General features: G+C 71.6%; 15 protein-coding genes. 2 read left to right on the top strand and 13 right to left on the bottom strand.

Annotated elements, in window-relative coordinates; genetic code table 11:
* Window positions 1–8: 8 nt before the first annotated feature.
* Window positions 9–1,112: a mechanosensitive ion channel family protein gene (locus tag AB4K12_RS08975; protein WP_368433663.1), complete on the top strand. Its 1,104-nt coding sequence runs from the start codon at window positions 9–11 to the stop codon at window positions 1,110–1,112.
* Between the two features lie 66 nt (window positions 1,113–1,178).
* Here the strand turns inward: AB4K12_RS08975 and AB4K12_RS08970 are convergent, their stop codons facing one another.
* The 4 genes from AB4K12_RS08970 to AB4K12_RS08955 all read right to left on the bottom strand — a co-directional run bounded on the left by AB4K12_RS08970 (window position 1,179) and on the right by AB4K12_RS08955 (window position 5,771).
* Window positions 1,179–2,771: a Na+/H+ antiporter gene (locus AB4K12_RS08970; RefSeq protein WP_368433662.1), complete on the bottom strand. Its 1,593-nt coding sequence runs from the start codon at window positions 2,769–2,771 to the stop codon at window positions 1,179–1,181.
* 71 nt (window positions 2,772–2,842) lie between these two features.
* Window positions 2,843–3,784, bottom strand: a complete 942-nt coding sequence (locus AB4K12_RS08965; protein WP_086567458.1) for an RluA family pseudouridine synthase — start codon at window positions 3,782–3,784, stop codon at window positions 2,843–2,845.
* Between the two features lie 70 nt (window positions 3,785–3,854).
* On the bottom strand, window positions 3,855–4,445 hold the full coding sequence (gene lspA / locus AB4K12_RS08960; RefSeq protein WP_368433661.1) for a signal peptidase II: 591 nt from the start codon (window positions 4,443–4,445) through the stop codon (window positions 3,855–3,857).
* Window positions 4,446–4,508: 63 nt separating this feature from the next.
* Window positions 4,509–5,771: a TraR/DksA C4-type zinc finger protein gene (locus tag AB4K12_RS08955; protein ID WP_368433660.1), complete on the bottom strand. Its 1,263-nt coding sequence runs from the start codon at window positions 5,769–5,771 to the stop codon at window positions 4,509–4,511.
* A 447-nt stretch (window positions 5,772–6,218) separates the two neighbouring features.
* On the opposite strand from AB4K12_RS08955, the gene ileS reads away from it, so the two are divergent.
* Window positions 6,219–9,371: an isoleucine--tRNA ligase gene (ileS, locus tag AB4K12_RS08950; protein ID WP_368433659.1), complete on the top strand. Its 3,153-nt coding sequence runs from the start codon at window positions 6,219–6,221 to the stop codon at window positions 9,369–9,371.
* 161 nt (window positions 9,372–9,532) lie between these two features.
* On the opposite strand, the gene AB4K12_RS08945 is transcribed toward ileS, so the two are convergent.
* From AB4K12_RS08945 to ftsW, 9 genes are all read right to left on the bottom strand, one after another.
* A complete protein-coding gene (locus tag AB4K12_RS08945; protein ID WP_368433658.1) occupies window positions 9,533–10,708 on the bottom strand; it encodes a DivIVA domain-containing protein in 1,176 nt (391 codons plus the stop codon).
* A 61-nt stretch (window positions 10,709–10,769) separates the two neighbouring features.
* Window positions 10,770–11,054, bottom strand: coding sequence for a YggT family protein (locus tag AB4K12_RS08940; RefSeq protein WP_086567466.1), 285 nt, complete (start codon window positions 11,052–11,054; stop codon window positions 10,770–10,772).
* A 71-nt stretch (window positions 11,055–11,125) separates the two neighbouring features.
* Window positions 11,126–11,734, bottom strand: coding sequence for a cell division protein SepF (locus AB4K12_RS08935; RefSeq protein WP_086567467.1), 609 nt, complete (start codon window positions 11,732–11,734; stop codon window positions 11,126–11,128).
* A 120-nt stretch (window positions 11,735–11,854) separates the two neighbouring features.
* Window positions 11,855–12,583 carry a YggS family pyridoxal phosphate-dependent enzyme gene (locus AB4K12_RS08930; RefSeq protein ID WP_368433657.1) on the bottom strand — a complete coding sequence of 243 codons (729 nt, stop codon included), beginning with the start codon at window positions 12,581–12,583 and terminating at the stop codon, window positions 11,855–11,857.
* Between the two features lie 3 nt (window positions 12,584–12,586).
* Window positions 12,587–13,315, bottom strand: a complete 729-nt coding sequence (gene pgeF / locus AB4K12_RS08925) for a peptidoglycan editing factor PgeF (protein WP_368433656.1) — start codon at window positions 13,313–13,315, stop codon at window positions 12,587–12,589.
* Between the two features lie 77 nt (window positions 13,316–13,392).
* On the bottom strand, window positions 13,393–14,643 hold the full coding sequence (gene ftsZ / locus AB4K12_RS08920; RefSeq protein WP_368433655.1) for a cell division protein FtsZ: 1,251 nt from the start codon (window positions 14,641–14,643) through the stop codon (window positions 13,393–13,395).
* A gap of 240 nt (window positions 14,644–14,883) precedes the next feature.
* Entirely contained in the window at window positions 14,884–15,765 is an 882-nt protein-coding gene (locus tag AB4K12_RS08915; RefSeq protein ID WP_368433654.1) for a cell division protein FtsQ/DivIB, read from the bottom strand.
* Window positions 15,766–15,792: 27 nt separating this feature from the next.
* The gene (gene murG / locus AB4K12_RS08910; protein WP_362257573.1) at window positions 15,793–16,887 is read right to left on the bottom strand and encodes an undecaprenyldiphospho-muramoylpentapeptide beta-N-acetylglucosaminyltransferase; all 1,095 of its coding nucleotides are present in this window, start codon (window positions 16,885–16,887) and stop codon (window positions 15,793–15,795) included.
* Window positions 16,888–16,893: 6 nt separating this feature from the next.
* Entirely contained in the window at window positions 16,894–18,156 is a 1,263-nt protein-coding gene (ftsW, locus tag AB4K12_RS08905) for a putative lipid II flippase FtsW (protein WP_086567500.1), read from the bottom strand.
* Between the last annotated feature and the right edge of the window lie 37 nt (window positions 18,157–18,193).

The following is an 18,193-nucleotide window of genomic DNA, read 5'->3' as shown; positions in this document are numbered from 1 at the left end:
AGGTGCCCATGGAGCACATACTGCGCCCCCTGGCGGTCGTCGGCGCGGCGGTGCTGATCACGCTGCTGGCGGGCTGGGTCGCGGACCAGGTGGTCCGGCGGATCGGGGCGCGCCATCCGGAGACGCCGCTGTGGGGGCTGCTGGGCCGCTGCCGGGTGCCGGTGCGGCTGGTGCTGTGCGCGGCGCTGCTGCGGGCCGGCTACCCCTGGGCGGATCTGTCCCCCTGGTACGCGGCGGCCGTGGGGCAGGTGCTGACCCTGATACTCATCGGGGCCTGCGCCTGGCTGACCGTCCGGGTGGCCACGGCGGTGGTCGAATCCACCTACGCGCGCTACGCCGCCGGCGCCCAGGACCCGGCGCGGGTGCGGCGGGTGCGGACACAGGTCACGCTGATCCAGCGGGTGGTGACGGCCGCGGTGACGGTCGTCGCGGTGGGCGCCATGCTGCTGACCTTCCCGGCCATGCGGACGGCGGGGGCGTCCCTGCTGGCCTCGGCCGGGGTCATCGGCATCGTCGCCGGTATCGCCGCCCAGTCGACGCTGGGCAATCTCTTCGCCGGCCTGCAGATCGCCTTCGGCGACATGGTGCGCATCGGCGACACGGTCGTCGTCGAAGGGCAGTGGGGCACCGTCGAGGAGATCACGCTCACCTATCTGGTGGTGCGCACCTGGGACGAGCGCCGCCTGACCATGCCGGTGTCGTACTTCACCAGCAAACCGTTCGAGAACTGGTCGCGCGGCGACCCCCGGATGACGGGCACCGTCTTCTTCCACCTCGACCACGCCGCCCCCGTCGACCTGATGCGCGAACACCTGCACGACGTGCTCAAGGCGTCCCTCGAGTGGGACGAGCGGGCCTGGAACCTGGTGGTCACGGACACCACGCCCACCTCGATCGAGGTCCGGGCGCTGCTGACGGCCCGCAACGCCGACGACATCTGGGCCCTGCGCTGTGTGGTGCGCGAGGAGCTGATCTCCTGGCTGCGCCGCGAGCACCCCTACGCGCTGCCGCGGATCGCCACCGCGCCCGCGCCCGGCCCGGCCCGGGCGCCCGCCCGCGAGCAGGCCCCGCCGTCCTCCGGCGACATGGGGCCGGGCCCGGGGACGACGTGAGAGGGACGGCGTAGGAGGGACGGCGTGAGAAGGACGGCGTAAGGGCCTCGGCCGGGGGTCCGCCGCTCAGATGCCGCGCAGCGTGCGGTCGTCCAGGTGCCGCAGCACCCTGTCGACCACTTCGGGGTCCATTCCCGGCTCGCTGCGTGCCGCCAGCACCTCGTGCCGGGCCGCCGACAGCAGCTGCCCCTGCACCCGGTGGAGCGTCCGCAGCCGCTCCACGCGCTGCTCGTGGGCGTCGCGGCGCTCCTCGTCGACCATGTCGGGGCTGATGCGGGCGCCCATGTCGTAGGCGCGCCGGCCGAGCATCTCCATCATGTCCTCGGGGAGGTCCTCGTCCTCGACGATCTCCAGCAGGCGGTGCCGGGCCGCCTTCGCCGCCCGGGCGGCCAGCTGCCGCTCCAGTTCCCGGCTCACGTCGGTGTCCGCGCGCACCCCCAGCAGCCGGACCAGCCAGGGCAGGGTCAGGCCCTGGACGACGAGGGTGGCGATGATGACGGCGAACGCGATGAAGAGGATCTCGTCACGGGCCGGGAAGGGGCTCTTGTCCGCCATGGTGAGGGGGATGGCCAGGGCCAGCGCCACGGTGGCCACGCCGCGCATCCCCGACCACCACGTCACCACCGTCTCGCGCCAGCTCAGCAGAACCTCCTCCTCGGTGTCCCGGCGCTTGTGCAGCTTCTTGGTCAGCCACGCGGCGGGCAGCAGCCACAGCAGCCGTACGCCCACCACCACGGCCACGATGGCGCCGCCGATGCCCAGCATCTCGCCCCAGCGGCCGGAGGCGGTGCTGATGGCGTTGTGCAGCTCCAGGCCGACGAGGCCGAAGGCCGCGCCGGTGACGAGGGTGTCGACGACCTCCCAGAAGGTGTGGCCGGCCAGCCGGCCGAGGACGTCGTCGGGGTCGTGGGCGTACTCGGCCAGGAAGAGGGCGGTGGTGAGGACCGCGAGGACGCCGGAGCCCTTGAGCTCCTCGGCCAGGACGTAGGAGACGAACGGCACCAGCAGGGTGAGGCCGATCTGGAGGGTGGCGTCCCCGAGGACGTCCATCAGCCGTTTGGCCAGCCAGCCGAGCCCGAGGCCGACGGCGACGGCCACCACGGCGGACAGCACCAGCTCGGCGAGCGCGCTCGGCAGCGAGAAGTGGCCGCTGACGGCGGCCGCGATGGCCACGTGGTAGAGCACGATGGCCGTGACGTCGTTGAAGAGCCCCTCGCCCTCCAGGATGGAGACCAGGCGGCGCGGCAGTCCGAGGGAGCCCGCGACGGCGGTGGCGGCGACCGGGTCCGGCGGGGCCACGAGCGCGCCCAGCGCCACGGCGGCGGGCAGCGAGAGCCCGGGCACGATCGCGTCGGCGACGGCCGCGACGGCGGCGGTGGTGACGAAGACGAGCGCGACCGCCAGCAGGAAGATCGGCCGCTTGTTGGCCGCGAACTGCCGCCACGAGGTGCGCTGGGCGGTGGCGTAGAGCAGGGGCGGCAGCACCAGCGGGAGGATGAACTCCGGCGGGATGTCCACGTTGGGCACGAACGGCAGCAGGGCGAGGACGATCCCGCCGATCGTCATCAGGACCGGGGAGGGCACCCCCAGCCGGTCCCCCAGCGGAACCGTGACCAGCGCCCCCAGCAGCAGGACGAACAGCAGGGCGAGCTGGTCCACGGATTACCCCCGGGCCGGGTCGGTGCGGTGGAACTGGCTTTCAAGCCTGCCGCACCGGCCCGGAGGCCGCCTTACGAGCTCTCGGCGCGCACCGTGTCCAGGGCGTGCTGCAGGTCCTCGGGGTAGGCGCTCTCGAACTCCACCCAGCGCCCGTCCTCGGGGTGCTCGAAGCCGAGCCGCATCGCGTGCAGCCACTGGCGGGTGAGCTTCAGCCGCTTGGCGAGCGTGGGGTCGGCGCCGTAGGTGAGGTCGCCGACGCACGGGTGACGGTGGGCGGACATGTGCACGCGGATCTGGTGCGTGCGGCCGGTCTCCAGCTTGATGTCCAGCAGGCTCGCGGCCCGGAACGCCTCGATGAGGTCGTAGTGGGTCACCGACGGCTTGCCCTCGGCGACGACCGCCCACTTGTAGTCGTGGTTGGGGTGGCGGCCGATGGGGGCGTCGATCGTGCCGCTCATCGGGTCCGGGTGGCCCTGGACCAGCGCGTGGTAGCGCTTGTCGACCGTGCGCTCGCGGAACTGCTGCTTGAGCAGGGTGTAGGCGCGCTCGGACTTGGCGACGACCATCAGGCCGGAGGTGCCGACGTCCAGGCGGTGCACGATGCCCTGACGCTCGGCGGCGCCCGAGGTGGAGATGCGGTAGCCCGCGGCGGCGAGCCCGCCGATCACGGTGGGGCCCGTCCAGCCGGGGCTGGGGTGGGCGGCCACGCCGACGGGCTTGACGATCACGACGATGTCGTCGTCGTCATGGACGATCTCCATGCCCTCGACGGGCTCGGCGACGATCTGCACCGGCGCGGGCGGCGCGGGGAGCTCGACCTCGAGCCAGGCCCCGCCGGTGACCCGGTCGGACTTCCCGGCCTCGGCCCCGTCGAGCTGGACCTTGCCCGAGGCCGCGAGCTCGGCGGCCTTGGTGCGGGAAAAACCGAACATACGGGCGATCGCGGCGTCGACGCGCTCGCCCTCCAGGCCGTCGGGAACGGGAAGGGCGCGGATCTCGGGAATGGTGCTCACCCGTCGAGTATGACGGACGGCCGCGACGGGCCCGTACGCGCGGGCCCGCCGCAGCCGTCCGGCCGGGCCTTCAGTCCTTGTGGACGGTGCCGTCCGGGTCCAGGCCCCGGAAGGAGAGGATCACGATCAGGAAGCCGCCGCAGACGATCGCGGAGTCGGCCAGATTGAAGACCGCGAAGTGCGGGGTGGCGATGAAGTCCACGACCCCGCCCTCGAGGCCGCCGGGCGAGCGGAAGAGCCGGTCGGTGAGGTTGCCGAGCGCCCCGCCCAGCAGCAGACCCAGGGCGATCGCCCAGGGCAGGCTGTAGAGCTTGCGGGCGATCCGGGCGATCACCACGATGACCGCGCTGGCGATCACCGTGAAGACGATCGTCATCGCCTCGCCGATACCGAAGGCGGCACCACGGTTGCGGATCACGTCGAGCTGCAGCAACGTGCCGATCACCTGGACCGGGTCGTGGTGCTCCAGCTGGGCCACGACGAACAGCTTGCTGCCGAGGTCGAGGAGGTAGGCGAAGGCGGCCACCGCGAGCAGCACCGCGATGCGTCGCCTGCCCCTGGGCTCGTTCTTCTCGCCCACCGCCGTCGCCCCGTTCGCCCCGGCCGGGCCGGTGGTCCCGGTCGTTCCGGTGGGCCGTCCGGCCTGTTCCGCCTCAGTCACGTGAGTCCCTGATGTCGTCCCTGCTGACTGAGGACGAGGGTACGGCACGCGATGGCGGGCGGGTCAGCGCCGTTCCTGCCGCTGCTTGCACTCCACGCACAGCGTGGCCCGGGGAAATGCCTGCATACGGGCCTTGCCGATCGCTTTGCCGCAGTTCTCGCAGAGGCCGTACGTACCGGCGTCCAGCCGCTCCAGCGCCCGCTCGGCCTGCAGCAGCATCTCCCGGGCGTTCGCGGCGAGCGCCAGCTCGTGCTCGCGGGTGATGTTCTTGGTGCCGGTGTCCGCCTGGTCGTCCCCGGCGCCGTCCCCCGAGTCGCGCATCAGGCCGCTGATCGCCTCCTCGGAGTGGGCGATCTCGCCGCGCAGCCGCAGCACGTCGCTCTGCAGCTCGTCGCGCGCCTCGCTCACCTCGGCCGGCGACCAGGGCTCCTCCCCCGGCCGTACGGCGAGCTCACCGGCCCCGGCGGCGGCCGTACGGGCCCCCGGAACCTTCTTCGCGCCCCGCGCCTGACCCATGGTCTTCTTCGCAGCCACCGTGCTGGCTCCCGTCTCCTCAGCGGGCACCGCCGTCGCGGCCGGTGCGGACCCCTCGGCCGTGACGGCCGTGTGCGACGCCGCGGCCCCTCGGGCCACGGCCTTCTTCCCCGGCGCGGATTCCTCCGCACCGGCCGGAGCGACCCCACTGGCGGGCGCATGCTTCCGCTTCGCCATGGCCCCCTTACCGGCGGCCGCGGGCTTCGTCACCGTGGCAGTCTTCCCCGCCGCGGCGGTCTTTTTCGCCGGTACGGACTTTTTGGCCGACGCGCCTTTCGCCTTGCCGGCGGATGCGCCCTTCCCGGGCGGCGCGGCGGCGTCCACCGCCGCCGCGCCGGCGGCTGCCGGCTTCTTCGCCGACGCCGCCCGGGCGGGCGCGGAGCCGCCCGCCACCTGCGTCTTCTTGGCCCCGGCCTTCTTCGCCGACGCCGCCGTGCCGGCGGATGCCGCCTTCCCGGCCGCCGACGCGGCCGAGGCGGTGGCCTTCTTCGCCGACGATGCCTTCTTCGCGGACGACGCCTCCTTGGCCACGGCGGCCTTGGTGGCCGGCGCGGTGGCCTTCTTGGCGGACGCGGGCTTCCTGGCGGAGGACGTCTCCTCGGCCACGGCCTTGTTCGCCGAGGCGGTGGCCTTCTTCGCCGAGGCGGCTGCCTTCTTCGCCGGCGCGGCCTTCTTGGCGGACGACGTCTTCTTGGCGGACGACGTCTTCGCGGTCCTGCCGGACGCAGTCCCCTTGGCCGAGGCCGTCTTCCCGGCTTTCCCCGCGCCAGCGGAATTCGGCTTCTGCGCCATCGCCGCGATCCCTTCACATTTTATGATCTTGCGCGCGAATCGTGCGGGAACGATAAATCGGCCGAGCGCACGCGGCAACGGGGCTCGCCGGTCTCCCGCCGTGTGCCCCGCCTCCGGCCCTCAAAATCGGTCTGCCGTGCGTCGTCGGGCCCCTTACACTGGGCGGAGCGAGAGGCGTGGATGGGACCAGTAGCGCCGCACGCAGCCATGAGCGATCCGGGGACGGTGCGAGCCCGGTGGCGTGCGCGGCAGCGAAGATCAGCCCGGAGCCGCCGGAAGAACACCCCGGACAGGGGTCAGTAGAACCGGCATCGCGGCCCTAATGAGGGGGCCGGAGGCGCGAGCGGCGTCTACGGCCAAGGAGGGTGGTACCGCGGGAAGCGCCCGGCACGGCGCGCTCTCGTCCCTCCGACGGACAGCGCAATGACGTTCCGCCGGAGGAAGCCGATGACGCAGTACCGCCAGGTACCCGCACAGGTCGACCTGCCCGCCCTCGAGCACGCCGTGCTCGAGTTCTGGCGCGAGAGCAAGACCTTCGCCCGCACCCTCGACCAGTCCGAGGGCCGCCCCGAGTGGGTGTTCTACGAGGGCCCGCCGACCGCCAACGGCATGCCGGGCGCCCACCACATCGAGGCCCGCGTCTTCAAGGACGTCTTCCCCCGCTTCCGCACCATGCAGGGCTACCACGTGGGCCGGAAGGCCGGCTGGGACTGCCACGGTCTGCCGGTCGAGCTGGCCGTCGAGAAGGAGCTCGGCTTCTCCGGCAAGCAGGACATCGAGAAGTACGGCATCGCCGAGTTCAACGCGAAGTGCCGCGAGTCCGTCACCCGCCACACGGACGCGTTCGCCGAGCTCACCACCCGCATGGGCTATTGGGTCGACCTGGACGACGCCTACCGGACCATGGATCCGGAGTACGTCCAGTCCGTCTGGTGGTCGCTGAAGGAGATCTTCAACAAGGGCCTGCTGGTCCAGGACCACCGCGTGGCCCCCTGGTGCCCCCGCTGCGGCACCGGCCTCTCCGACCACGAGCTGGCGCAGGGCTACGAGACGGTCGTCGACCCGTCCGTCTTCGTCCGCTTCCCGCTGACCTCCGGCCCGCTGGCCGGCGAGGCCTCGCTGCTGGTGTGGACGACCACCCCGTGGACGCTGGTCTCCAACGTGGCCGCCGCCGCGCACCCCGACGTCACCTACGTCGTGGCCACCGACGGCACCGAGAAGCTGGTCGTCGCCGAGCCGCTGCTGGAGAAGGCGCTCGGCGAGGGCTGGACCGCCACCGGCCGGTCCTTCACCGGCCGCGAGATGGAGCGCTGGGCCTACCGCCGCCCGTTCGACCTGGTCGAGCTGGAGAACGCCAACTACGTCGTCAACGCCGAGTACGTCACCACCGAGGACGGCACCGGTCTGGTCCACCAGGCCCCGGCCTTCGGTGAGGACGACCTCAAGACCTGCCGCGCCTACGGCCTGCCCGTGATCAACCCGGTCCGCCCGGACGGCACCTTCGAGGAGGGTGTCGGTCTGGTCGGCGGCCAGTTCTTCAAGAAGGCCGACGAGAAGCTCGTCGCCGACCTCTCCGAGCGCGGCCTGCTCTTCAAGCACGTGGCCTACGAGCACAGCTACCCCCACTGCTGGCGCTGCCACACCGCGCTCCTCTACTACGCCCAGCCGTCCTGGTACATCCGCACCACCGCGGTCAAGGACCGGCTGCTCGAGGAGAACGAGAAGACCAACTGGTTCCCCGAGTCGGTCAAGCACGGCCGCTTCGGCGACTGGCTGAACAACAACATCGACTGGGCGCTCTCCCGCAACCGCTACTGGGGCACCCCGCTGCCCATCTGGCGCTGCGAGGAGAACCACCTCACCTGCGTCGGCTCGCTGGCCGAGCTCACCGAGCTGACCGGCACCGACCAGAGCGGCCTCGACCCGCACCGCCCGTACATCGACGACGTCACCTTCACCTGCACCACCGAGGGCTGCTCGCACACGGCCGTCCGGGTGCCGGAGGTCATCGACGCCTGGTACGACTCGGGCTCGATGCCGTTCGCCCAGTGGGGCTACCCGTACAAGAACAAGGAGCTCTTCGAGCAGCGCTACCCCGCGCAGTTCATCTCCGAGGCCATCGACCAGACCCGTGGCTGGTTCTACACCCTGATGGCCGTCGGCACGCTCGTCTTCGACAAGTCGTCGTACGAGAACGTCGTCTGCCTGGGCCACATCCTCGCCGAGGACGGCCGGAAGATGTCCAAGCACCTGGGCAACATCCTCCAGCCGATCCCCCTGATGGACCAGCACGGCGCCGACGCCGTCCGCTGGTTCATGGCCGCCGGCGGCTCCCCCTGGGCCGCGCGCCGCGTCGGTCACGGCACGATCCAGGAGGTCGTCCGCAAGACGCTCCTCACCTACTGGAACACGGTCGCCTTCCAGGCCCTGTACGCCCGTACGTCCGGCTGGGCGCCGTCCGCGTCCGACCCGGCGCCGGCCGACCGGCCGCTGATCGACCGCTGGCTGCTCAGCGAGCTGAACGCGCTGACCGACCAGGTCACCCAGGCCATGGAGGCCTACGACACCCAGCGCGCGGGCAAGCTGCTGTCGGCCTTCGTGGACGACCTGTCCAACTGGTACGTGCGCCGCTCGCGCCGCCGGTTCTGGCAGGGCGACGCGGCCGCGCTGCGGACGCTGCACGAGGTCGTCGAGACCGTCACGCGGCTGATGGCGCCGCTGGTGCCGTTCATCACCGAGCGGGTGTGGCAGGACCTGATCGTCCCGGTCGACCCGCAGGCCCCGGAGTCGGTCCACCTCTCCACCTGGCCGAAGGCCGACACCGCGCTGATCGACCCCACGCTGTCCCAGCAGATGCTGCTGGTCCGCCGCCTGGTCGAGCTGGGCCGCGCCACGCGCGCCGAGTCCGGCGTCAAGACGCGCCAGCCGCTCTCCCGCGCGCTGGTCGCGGCGGCCGGCTTCGAGGCGCTCGGCGAGGAGCTGCGCGCGCAGATCGCCGAGGAGCTGAACGTCTCCTCGCTCGCCTCCCTCGCTGATTCCTCCGCTGGTGCAGCGGGCGGCGGCTCGCTGGTCGACACCACGGCCAAGGCGAACTTCCGTGCCCTGGGCAAGCGGTTCGGCAAGGGCGTCCAGGCGGTGGCCAAGGCCGTCGCCGCGGCCGACGCGGCCGCGCTGTCGCTGGCGCTGCGCGAGGGGAACGCCTCCGTCGAGGTCGACGGCGAGACGGTCGCCCTCGCCCCGGACGAGGTGATCATCACCGAGACGCCGCGCGAGGGCTGGTCGGTGGCCTCCGACTCGGGTGCCACCGTGGCGCTCGACCTGGAGATCACCCCGGAGCTGCGGCGCGCGGGCCTGGCCCGTGACGCGATCCGCCTGATCCAGGAGGCCCGCAAGAACAGCGGCCTGGACGTGGCCGACCGGATCGCCCTGCGGTGGAGCTCCGCCGACGAGGAGACGGTGACCGCTCTGACCGAGCACACCGGCCTCATCTCGGACGAGGTCCTCGCCACGGACTTCGCGTCCGGCGACGCGGACGACTCCTACGGTGAGCCGTTCGCCGACGAGGGCCTCGGACTGACGTTCCGCCTCCGTAAGGCGTAAGCAGACGGGTGAAGCCCCCCGGCGCCGAGGCGCCGGGGGGCTTTCCCCTGCACGGGGATGCCTCGCGGGTTCCGTGCATCCGGGACATGGGCGCACAAATGGGCCGGGCCCCTGGGATCACCCAGGGGCCCGGCCCATTGATGCCGACGACTACGCGGCCGTCAGTTGTCGTCCTCGTCGATCAGGAAGCCGCGCATCGGCGACGGTGCCTGCATCGGCTGCGGACCCTGCGGTCGCACGGGTGCCATCGGCTGGGTCATCGCCGGCGACATCTGCTGCTGGCCGCCGTACGACGGGGCACCCGTCGACGGACCGCCGTGACCGCCCATGGTCTGGTTGCCACCCATGGAGTGGCCGCCCATGCCCGCACCGGCCGAGGCCATCGACCCGCTCATGGAGGGGGCCGGCGGCAGCGACGCCGCCGCGGGGGTGCGCGGCGGGGCCAGCGAGTCGTCCGCCTGGTTCTCCAGCTGACGCAGCTGGCTCTCCAGGTAGGACTTCAGGCGCGTGCGGTACTCGCGCTCGAAGCCGCGCAGGTCCTCGACCTTGCGCTCCAGCGTGGCGCGGGCGGACTCCAGGGAGCCCATCGCGACGCGGTGCTTCTCCTGCGCGTCCCGCTCCAGGGCGTCCGCCTTGGCACGGGCGTCCCGCTCCAGGCCCTCGGCGCGGCTGCGAGCCTCGCCGACGATCTTGTTGGCCTCGGAACGGGCCTCCGCGATCGCCTGGTCGGCCGTCTGCTGCGCGAGCGAGAGGACACGGGCCGCACTGTCGCCGCCCGGACCGCCCTGGCCCGGCTGCGGCAGCTGCGGGGCGCCGCCCATGGGGCCGTTCTGCTGCATGGGGTTCTGCCCCATCGGACCGTTCTGCTGCATGGGGTTCTGCCCCATGGGTCCGTTCTGTCCCATAGGTCCGCCCATGGGGCCGCCCATCGGACCGTTCTGTCCCATCGGGCCGGGTCCGTGGGGGCCCTGGGGACCGTGGCCGTGGCCGCCGGGGCCGGCCGGCAGCTGCGGGGCACCGCCCGGAAGCTGCGGCGGGCCGCCCATCTGCTGCTGGTTCGGCGGCACCGGCTGCGGGCCCGATATGGCGGCGGGCACCGGAGCGCCGGGTCGCTGGTCCTGCGGCTCGGGCTTGCGCATGGCCTGCTGCTGGTTCTGCGCGGCGGCACGCGTGGCGGCGGCCAGCTTGGCGCGCAGGTCCTCGTTCTCCCGGAGCAGGCGGGTCAGTTCGGCCTCGACCTCGTCGAGGAAGGCATCGACCTCGTCCTCGTCATAGCCTTCTCGGAGGCGGACGGTCGTGAACTGCTTGTTCCGCACGTCCTCGGGGCTCAGCGGCATCTCTTCTTCACCTCAACGTAGTCGTCGGCAATCGGCAAGACCGTATCGTTCACAGCCGCGTTCACAGCCGGCTCACGACGGTGATCAGGATGTAGACGATGATCATCAGTACGAAGAAGGACAGGTCGAGCGCTACGCCCCCGAGACGCAGCGGCGGGATGACCCGCCGCAGAAGCTTGAGTGGCGGATCGGTGACAGTGTAGGTGGCCTCCAGGAGGACCACCATCGCCTTACCGGGTTGCCATGAGCGGGCGAACTGGAAGACGTAATCCATCACCAGTCGGAAGATCAGCACGATCAGGAAGCAGTACAGCGCGATGTAGATCACCTGCTGTGCGATGCCCATCTCGCGCTTCCCTCTCCCCTTGCTCGTACTCGGCCTGACCGGCCGTTGTCCGGATTGCCCGGTGTTGCGTCTCAGCTCTGGTTGAAGAACCCACCCTCTGCGATGCGGGCCTTGTCCTCCGCCGTGACATCGACGTTAGCAGGAGACAGCAGGAACACCTTCTGTGTCACCCGCTCGATGCTCCCGTGCAGACCGAAGACGAGACCGGCGGCGAAGTCGACGAGTCGCTTCGCGTCGGTGTCGTCCATCTCCGTGAGATTCATGATCACCGGGGTGCCTTCGCGGAAGTGTTCCCCGATGGTACGGGCCTCGTTGTAGGTCCGGGGGTGCAATGTCGTGATGCGGTAGGGCTCCCGCTCGGACACAACCTTGGGCATGATCACCGGTGCGTTCTTCTCCAGAGAGTGGCGTTCGGGTGTGATGGACGACACGGGGGCGATTCGGGCGGGTCGTCCCGTTTCCGCTACGAGCGGAGCGGGTTCACGCTGCGCGGGCGGCTGGGCGACTCGAACCGGTTCGTCCGATTGCGTCTGTTGTGCTTGGTGTGCTTGGTGCTGTCGGCGCCGATCCGGCTCCGGCTCGGGCTCGAACTCGTCATCGGGGTCGAACCCCGGGCCGTCGTACCCATCGTCCTCCACGAGGCCGAGGTAGACCGCCATCTTGCGCATCGCGCCGGCCATTCTCTGCGTCCTCCGCTCTGTGGTGGATCGGCTCCTCAACGGCGCCCGGATCCACGTGGTCCGCCCACCTTTTGACGGGAATGACCATATTTTCTGCTGTGGTCCGACTTCTTGGCGACGTTACCCGAGCCGGGGTCGGACTCCGAGTACCGCTGAGCCGACACGTACATGTGTCGCACCGGCCGCCACCGCGTCCTCGAGATCCGCGCTCATCCCTGCTGACACCATGTTCGCAGCCGGATGAGCCGCGCGCAGGTGCGTTGAGATTTCCATCAGCCGGTCGAATGCGGCCCGTGGCCTGCCCGCGTACGGGCCGACCAGCGGAGCGACCGTCATGAGTCCGGCGGGCCGGAGCCCTTCCGCCTTGGCGATCACGTCGGCCAGCTCGAGGACTCCGTCGGGAGCGACGCCGCCCCGCTCGCCGCGGCCTCCCGACTCGGCGTCCAGCGCCACCTGGATCAGGCAGCCGAGCTCCTGTTCGACGCGCCCCGCCTTGACGGCCGCCGCCGACAGTGCCGTCACCAGTCTGTTCCGGTCGATGGAGTGCACCAGACCGGCGTAATTCACCACCGACCGGACCTTGTTCGTCTGCAACTGACCGACGAAGTGCCAGGTAAGGGGCAGATCCGAGCACTCGGCCGCCTTGGGGGCGGCGTCCTGGTCGCGGTTCTCGGCGACCTGACGCACCCCCAGCTCGGCGAGGAGCCGCACGTCGCTCGCGGGGTAGGTCTTGGTGACCACGATGAGGGTGACCTCGTCGCGCTGCCGGCCCGCCGCCGCGCACGCCGCGGAGATACGTTCCTCCACACGGGCGAGGTTGTCCGCCAATTGGGTTCTACGGTCCGTCACAGGTCAGCCGTCCAGCCAGACGTAACTCGCGAGCCGGCCGGTGGTGCGCTCGCGCCGGTAGGAGAAGTGGTCCGCCGACTCCAGCGTGCAGACGCCGGACCCGCCGGCGACGGCGACGCCCAGTCGGCCGAGCTGGGCGCGGACCCCTGCCGCGATGTCGAGGGCGGGGGTGCCCCGACGGGTGGTGGCCCAGGACTCCGGCACCGCCTCGGCGACCTCGGCGCGCATGGCCTCGGGCACCTCGTAGCACAGTCCGCAGACGGAGGGGCCGATGTGGGCGAGGATCCGGTCCGGCTCGGCGCCGAGCCGGAGCATCTCCCCGACCACCGCCGGGACGACCCCGGCCAGCAGGCCCGGGCGTCCGGCGTGCGCGGCGCCCGCGACCCCGGCGACCGGGTCGGCCAGCAGGACCGGGGTGCAGTCCGCGGTGAGCACCGCCAGGGCCAGGCCCCGACGGGCCGTCACCAGGGCGTCGACCGCCGGAATCTCACCGTTTGCCCCCTCTTGCCAGGGGCCGTCCACCACCGCCACGTCCTTGCCGTGCACCTGGTTCATCCAGACGACGGAGGCCGGGTCGATGCCGAGCGCCCGGGCGGCCAGGGCGCGGTTGGTCCGTACCGCCGCGGGGTCGTCGCCGACCGCGCCGCCGAGGTTGAGCTCCGCATACGGAGCGGCGCTCACTCCGCCCCACCGGTCGGTGAAGGCGAAGTGGGCGCCGCTCGCGTGTGCCACGTCCGGGGCGCCCCGCCGGAGCGGGGCCGAGTTCCCTATCACGGGGATCGCTTCGGGCTGTGTCACGTCGTGCCGTGTCACTTCAAGAAGTCGGGAACGTCCAGTTCCTCGGCGGTCGAGTCCTGGTACGGACGGGCCGGCGGGACCTGGGGGGAGGCGACCGGGGGCGGCGGGACCTCGGCGACCGGGGCCGGGTCGGACACCGGCTCCTCGGTGCGCGGGGTCACGTTGCCCAGCCCGCCGAACGACGGGCGCGAGGGCTCCTGCGAGGTGACGGCCGGACGGCTGGCGGCCGTGGCGGCCGAGCCGCCGTCCTCACGGCCGGAGCCGTAGGAGGACGAACCGCCGAGGACCTTGTCGCGGCTGCCCTTGGCCGGCGGCTGACCGCCGTCGAAGCCCGCCGCGATGACCGTGACCCGGACCTCGTCGCCCAGCGCGTCGTCGATGACGGCACCGAAGATGATGTTGGCCTCGGGGTGGGCGGCCTCGCTGACCAGCTGCGCCGCCTCATTGATCTCGAAGAGACCGAGGTCGGAGCCGCCGGAGATGGAGAGCAGCACACCGCGGGCGCCGTCGATGGACGCCTCCAGCAGCGGCGAGGAGATCGCCATCTCGGCCGCGGCCACAGCGCGGTCGTCGCCGCGGGCCGAGCCGATGCCCATGAGGGCCGAGCCCGCCTCGGACATCACGGACTTGACGTCGGCGAAGTCGAGGTTGATCAGGCCGGGGGTGGTGATGAGGTCGGTGATGCCCTGGACACCGGACAGCAGGACCTGGTCGGCCGACTTGAACGCGTCGAGCACGCTCACCTGGCGGTCCGAGATGGACAGCAGTCGGTCGTTGGGGATGACGATGAGGGTGTCGACCTCGTCGCGGAGGCTGGCGATGCCGTCCTCGGCCTGGTTCGCGCGACGCCGGCCCTCGAAGGTGAACGGTCGGGTGACCACACCGATCGTCAGGGCGCCCAGCGAGCGGGCGATGTTGGCGACGACGGGCGCGCCGCCGGTGCCGGTGCCGCCGCCCTCGCCGGCGGTGACGAAGACCATGTCGGCCCCCTTGAGGACCTCCTCGATCTCCTCGCGGTGGTCCTCGGCCGCCTTGCGGCCGACATCGGGGTTCGCGCCGGCGCCGAGGCCGCGGGTGAGCTCACGACCGACGTCGAGTTTCACGTCGGCGTCGCTCATCAGCAGGGCCTGTGCATCGGTGTTGATCGCGATGAACTCGACGCCCTTGAGACCGACCTCGATCATCCGGTTGATGGCGTTGACGCCACCGCCGCCGATGCCGACGACCTTGATGACTGCGAGGTAGTTCTGCGGTGCTGCCACGTCGAAGGCCTCTCGCCTCGAGTTACGTATGCCTGGGGGCGGTTCTCAATGCCGACCCGAACCCTAACGTTGAAGTTTAGGGTTACCGGTGTCACTGTTCCGTGGGTTCTCTGAAGCAGGACACTAAGTCGACAAGCGGCGCGGCTTCAACGAACACGCCGAACCTCCCGTTTTTCTTTTCACCCTATGTGATCACCCATAGCCGTAGCCAACCAGGGTGCTGGCCGATCCGGAACGGCGTCAACTCCCGGACACCGCCGGGGCGCCCGGAGCGCTCACGTCGAACCGTTTCGCGCCCCCGGCCGCCCTGAGCAGGGCGGCGAGCGTACGGCCCTTCTCCTCGCCCCGTTCGGAGCTGCCCCAGATGACGGCCCGACCCCCCGTCAGCTCCACCGTGATGGCGTCGTAGGAGCGTACGCGCACGGCCAGGGTGTCCTTGCGGGCCGAGCCGGGCAGGGAGGTCAGGACGTGGACGGCGGCTCCTTCGAGCCGGGCGGTGCCGAACCGCCGGGCGCTGGGCGAGTCGTCCGGGACGTCCATCACCAGCCGGGGGACGCCCCGCAGAGGATGATCGACTGTGGCGAACCGCACGCCGGCGCCGTCGATTTCGATGAACTTCCCGCCTCTTTCGAGGAGGGCTTTGGGCTGGCGTTCTGTCACTTTCAGACCGATTCCGTGCGGCCACGACCGGACGACGTCCACCGCGCCGATCCGCCGCAGCCGGGTGCGCAGCCGCTCGCCGATGGCGTCGGTGTCCACGGAGACCAGGGGGTCGCCGAGCGGCACCTTGGCGACCTCACGGATCTCACCGGCCGTCAGCACGGAGTTCCCGCTGACGTCCACGTGGGTGACACGCAGCCAGGTGGAGCCGTAGAGCGCCCACCAGGCGCCCGCGCCCACCATGACGGCGAGCGCCCCCCACAGCAGGAGCGTGCGCCGCCTGGGCGGGCGCCCAAGGGGCCGGGAGCCGCCCGGGCGCCCCGCGCGGGGGCCGCCGCCCGGACGGCGTGGGCGGGACGGCGGGAGCGCGGTCCGGGACGACTTCGACGTCTTGGACGATCGGGACGATTTCGACTTCGCGTTCTTCTCGCCACCGCGCCGGGCGGTCGTCGGTCCGGCCACGCTCCCAGCCTCCTGCCTCTACCGGCGTCAGCCCGCTCTGCGTGCGGCGATCGCCTCGTACACCATGCCGACCAGCAGCTCGTCGGCGTCCCGGCGGCCGAACTCGGCGGCGGCCCGGGACATGTCGTACAGCCGGTGCGGGTTGGAGAGCACCGGAACCACGCTGTTCTGCACCCATTCGGGGCTCAGCTCGGCGTCGTCGACCAGGAGGCCGCCGCCCGCCTTGACCACCGGCTGGGCGTTGAGCCGCTGCTCGCCGTTGCCGATCGGCAGCGGGACGTAGGCCGCCGGCAGGCCGACGGCGGACAGCTCGGCGACGGTCATCGCGCCCGCGCGGCAGAGCATCATGTCGGCCGCGGCGTACGCGAGATCCATCCGGTCTACATACGATACCGGGATGTAAGGCGGCATTCCGGGCATGTTGTCCGCGTGCGGCAGGTCGTTCTTCGGACCGACCGCGTGCAGGATCTGGATGCCGGAGCGCTGCAGCAGCGGCGCGACCGTCTGGACGACCTCGTTCAGCCGACGGGCACCCTGCGAGCCACCGGAGACCAGCAGCGTCGGCAGGTTGGGGTCGAGCCCGAAGTACGCCCGCGCCTCGGGGCGGACGGCCGCCCGGTCCAGGGTGGCGATGGTGCGGCGCAGCGGGATGCCCACGTAGCGGGCGTTGCGCAGCTTGCTGTCCGGGGTGCTCACCGCCACGGACGCGGCGTAGCGCGAGCCGATCTTGTTGGCCAGGCCGGGGCGGGCGTTGGCCTCGTGGACGATGATCGGCACACCGAGCCGCTTGGCGGCCAGGTAGCCGGGCAGCGCCACATAGCCGCCGAAGCCGACGACGCAGTCGGCCTGGGTGCGCTCCAGGATCTGCTCGGCCGCCTTGATGGTGCCGCGCAGCCGCCCAGGGACGGTGATCAGCTCCGGGGTGGGCTTGCGGGGCAGCGGCACGGCCGGAATCAGGCCCAGCTCATAGCCCCGCTCGGGCACGAGCCGGGTCTCCAGGCCCCGCTCCGTGCCGAGCGCCGTGATCCCCACGGTCGGGTCCTGCCTGCGCAGGGCGTCCGCGAGGGCGAGCGCGGGCTCGATGTGGCCGGCGGTCCCCCCGCCGGCGAGTACGACATGCACCGAAATTCACCGCTCTCCGGACGGTCGCTTCTTGACGCGCCGTCTCATCGTCTTCCATCTCACCCCAGGCTGCCGCATGGCCAGTGCCGCCCGCGCACCGGGTTCGTCGCGCGCGAAGGCGATCAGGAGCCCGATGGCGAACATGGTCGGCAGCAGGGCGGACCCTCCGTAGGAGAACAGCGGGAGCGGGACACCGGCGATCGGCAGCAGGCCGAGCACCGCACCGATGTTGACCACGGCCTGGGCCGTGATCCAGGTGGTCACACCTCCCGCGGCGTACCTCACGAAGGGGTCCTCCGTGCGTCCGGCCACGCGGATACCCGCATAGCCTAGAGCCGCGAACAGGGCGAGGACCGACAGCGTCCCCGCCAGGCCCAGTTCCTCGCCGGTGATGGCGAAGATGAAGTCGGTGTGGGGTTCGGGGAGTTCGCCCCATTTCTCCACACTGGCGCCCAGGCCGGCGCCGAACAGGCCGCCGTTGGCCAGGGCGTAGATCCCGTGCACGGCCTGCCAGCACTGGTCGTTGGCACCCGGGTCCGTGGCCCCGATGCACTCCAGGCGGGACATGCGGTTGGCGCTGGTCTTGATGAAGAGTACGGCCAGGGCGGCGGTGACGCCGAACACCCCGGCGAAGAGCCGGGTGGGGGCGCCGGCGATCCACAGCAGGCCGAGCAGCACCGTGGTCAGCACGACGGTGGTGCCCATGTCGCCGCCGAGCATGATCAGGCCGAGCAGCAGGAAGGTCACCGGCACCAGCGGCACCAGCAGGTGCTTCCACTGCCCCAGCAGCTTCTTGGACTGCTTGCGGGCCAGCAGGTCGGCGCCCCACAGCACCAGCGCCAGCTTGGCGAACTCGCTGGGCTGGAGCTGGAAGGGGCCGCCGAGGGAGATCCAGTTGGTGTTGCCGTTGATCGTCTCGCCGATGCCGGGCATCTGGACCAGGCACAGCAGGAAGACCGAGACCGCCAGCAGCGGGTAGGCCAGCGCGCGCAGCAGCCGGACGGGCGTCCGGGCGGCCGCCAGCAGCAGGACGGCGCCGATGGCGGCGGCCAGCAGCTGCTTGCGGAAGAAGTAGCTGGGCGCCAGGCCGTTCTGCAGCGCCTTGATCTGGGAGGCCGAGTAGACCATCACCAGGCCCAGCACGATGATCAGCAGGGAGCCGCCGAGGACCAGGTAGTACGCGGTCAGCGGCCGGTCCCAGGCGCGCCGGGCACGGGCGTGCAGCCCCCGCAGGCCGCGCGGGCCGCCACGGGGCGGCCGACCGGGCATACGGCCGCCGGCGAAGCCGCGGCCCGCCGGGCGGGGT

This window comes from Streptomyces sp. C36, from assembly GCF_040932295.1.
Taxonomy (GTDB): Bacteria; Actinomycetota; Actinomycetes; order Streptomycetales; family Streptomycetaceae; genus Streptomyces; species Streptomyces triculaminicus.
Note: the sequence above shows the minus strand (reverse complement) of the source record. Positions and strands in the feature narration are given on the sequence as shown.

What these genes read in the sequence shown, in the direction of transcription:
- AB4K12_RS08975 (WP_368433663.1), top strand. Translation starts at nt 9, where the DNA reads ATGGAGCACATACTGCGCCCCCTGGCGGTCGTCGGCGCGGCGGTGCTG.
- AB4K12_RS08955 (WP_368433660.1), bottom strand. Translation starts at nt 5,771, where the DNA reads ATGGCGCAGAAGCCGAATTCCGCTGGCGCGGGGAAAGCCGGGAAGACG.
- ileS (WP_368433659.1), top strand. Translation starts at nt 6,219, where the DNA reads ATGACGCAGTACCGCCAGGTACCCGCACAGGTCGACCTGCCCGCCCTC.
- AB4K12_RS08945 (WP_368433658.1), bottom strand. Translation starts at nt 10,708, where the DNA reads ATGCCGCTGAGCCCCGAGGACGTGCGGAACAAGCAGTTCACGACCGTC.
- AB4K12_RS08940 (WP_086567466.1), bottom strand. Translation starts at nt 11,054, where the DNA reads ATGGGCATCGCACAGCAGGTGATCTACATCGCGCTGTACTGCTTCCTG.
- AB4K12_RS08935 (WP_086567467.1), bottom strand. Translation starts at nt 11,734, where the DNA reads ATGGCCGGCGCGATGCGCAAGATGGCGGTCTACCTCGGCCTCGTGGAG.
- ftsW (WP_086567500.1), bottom strand. Translation starts at nt 18,156, where the DNA reads ATGCCCGGTCGGCCGCCCCGTGGCGGCCCGCGCGGCCTGCGGGGGCTG.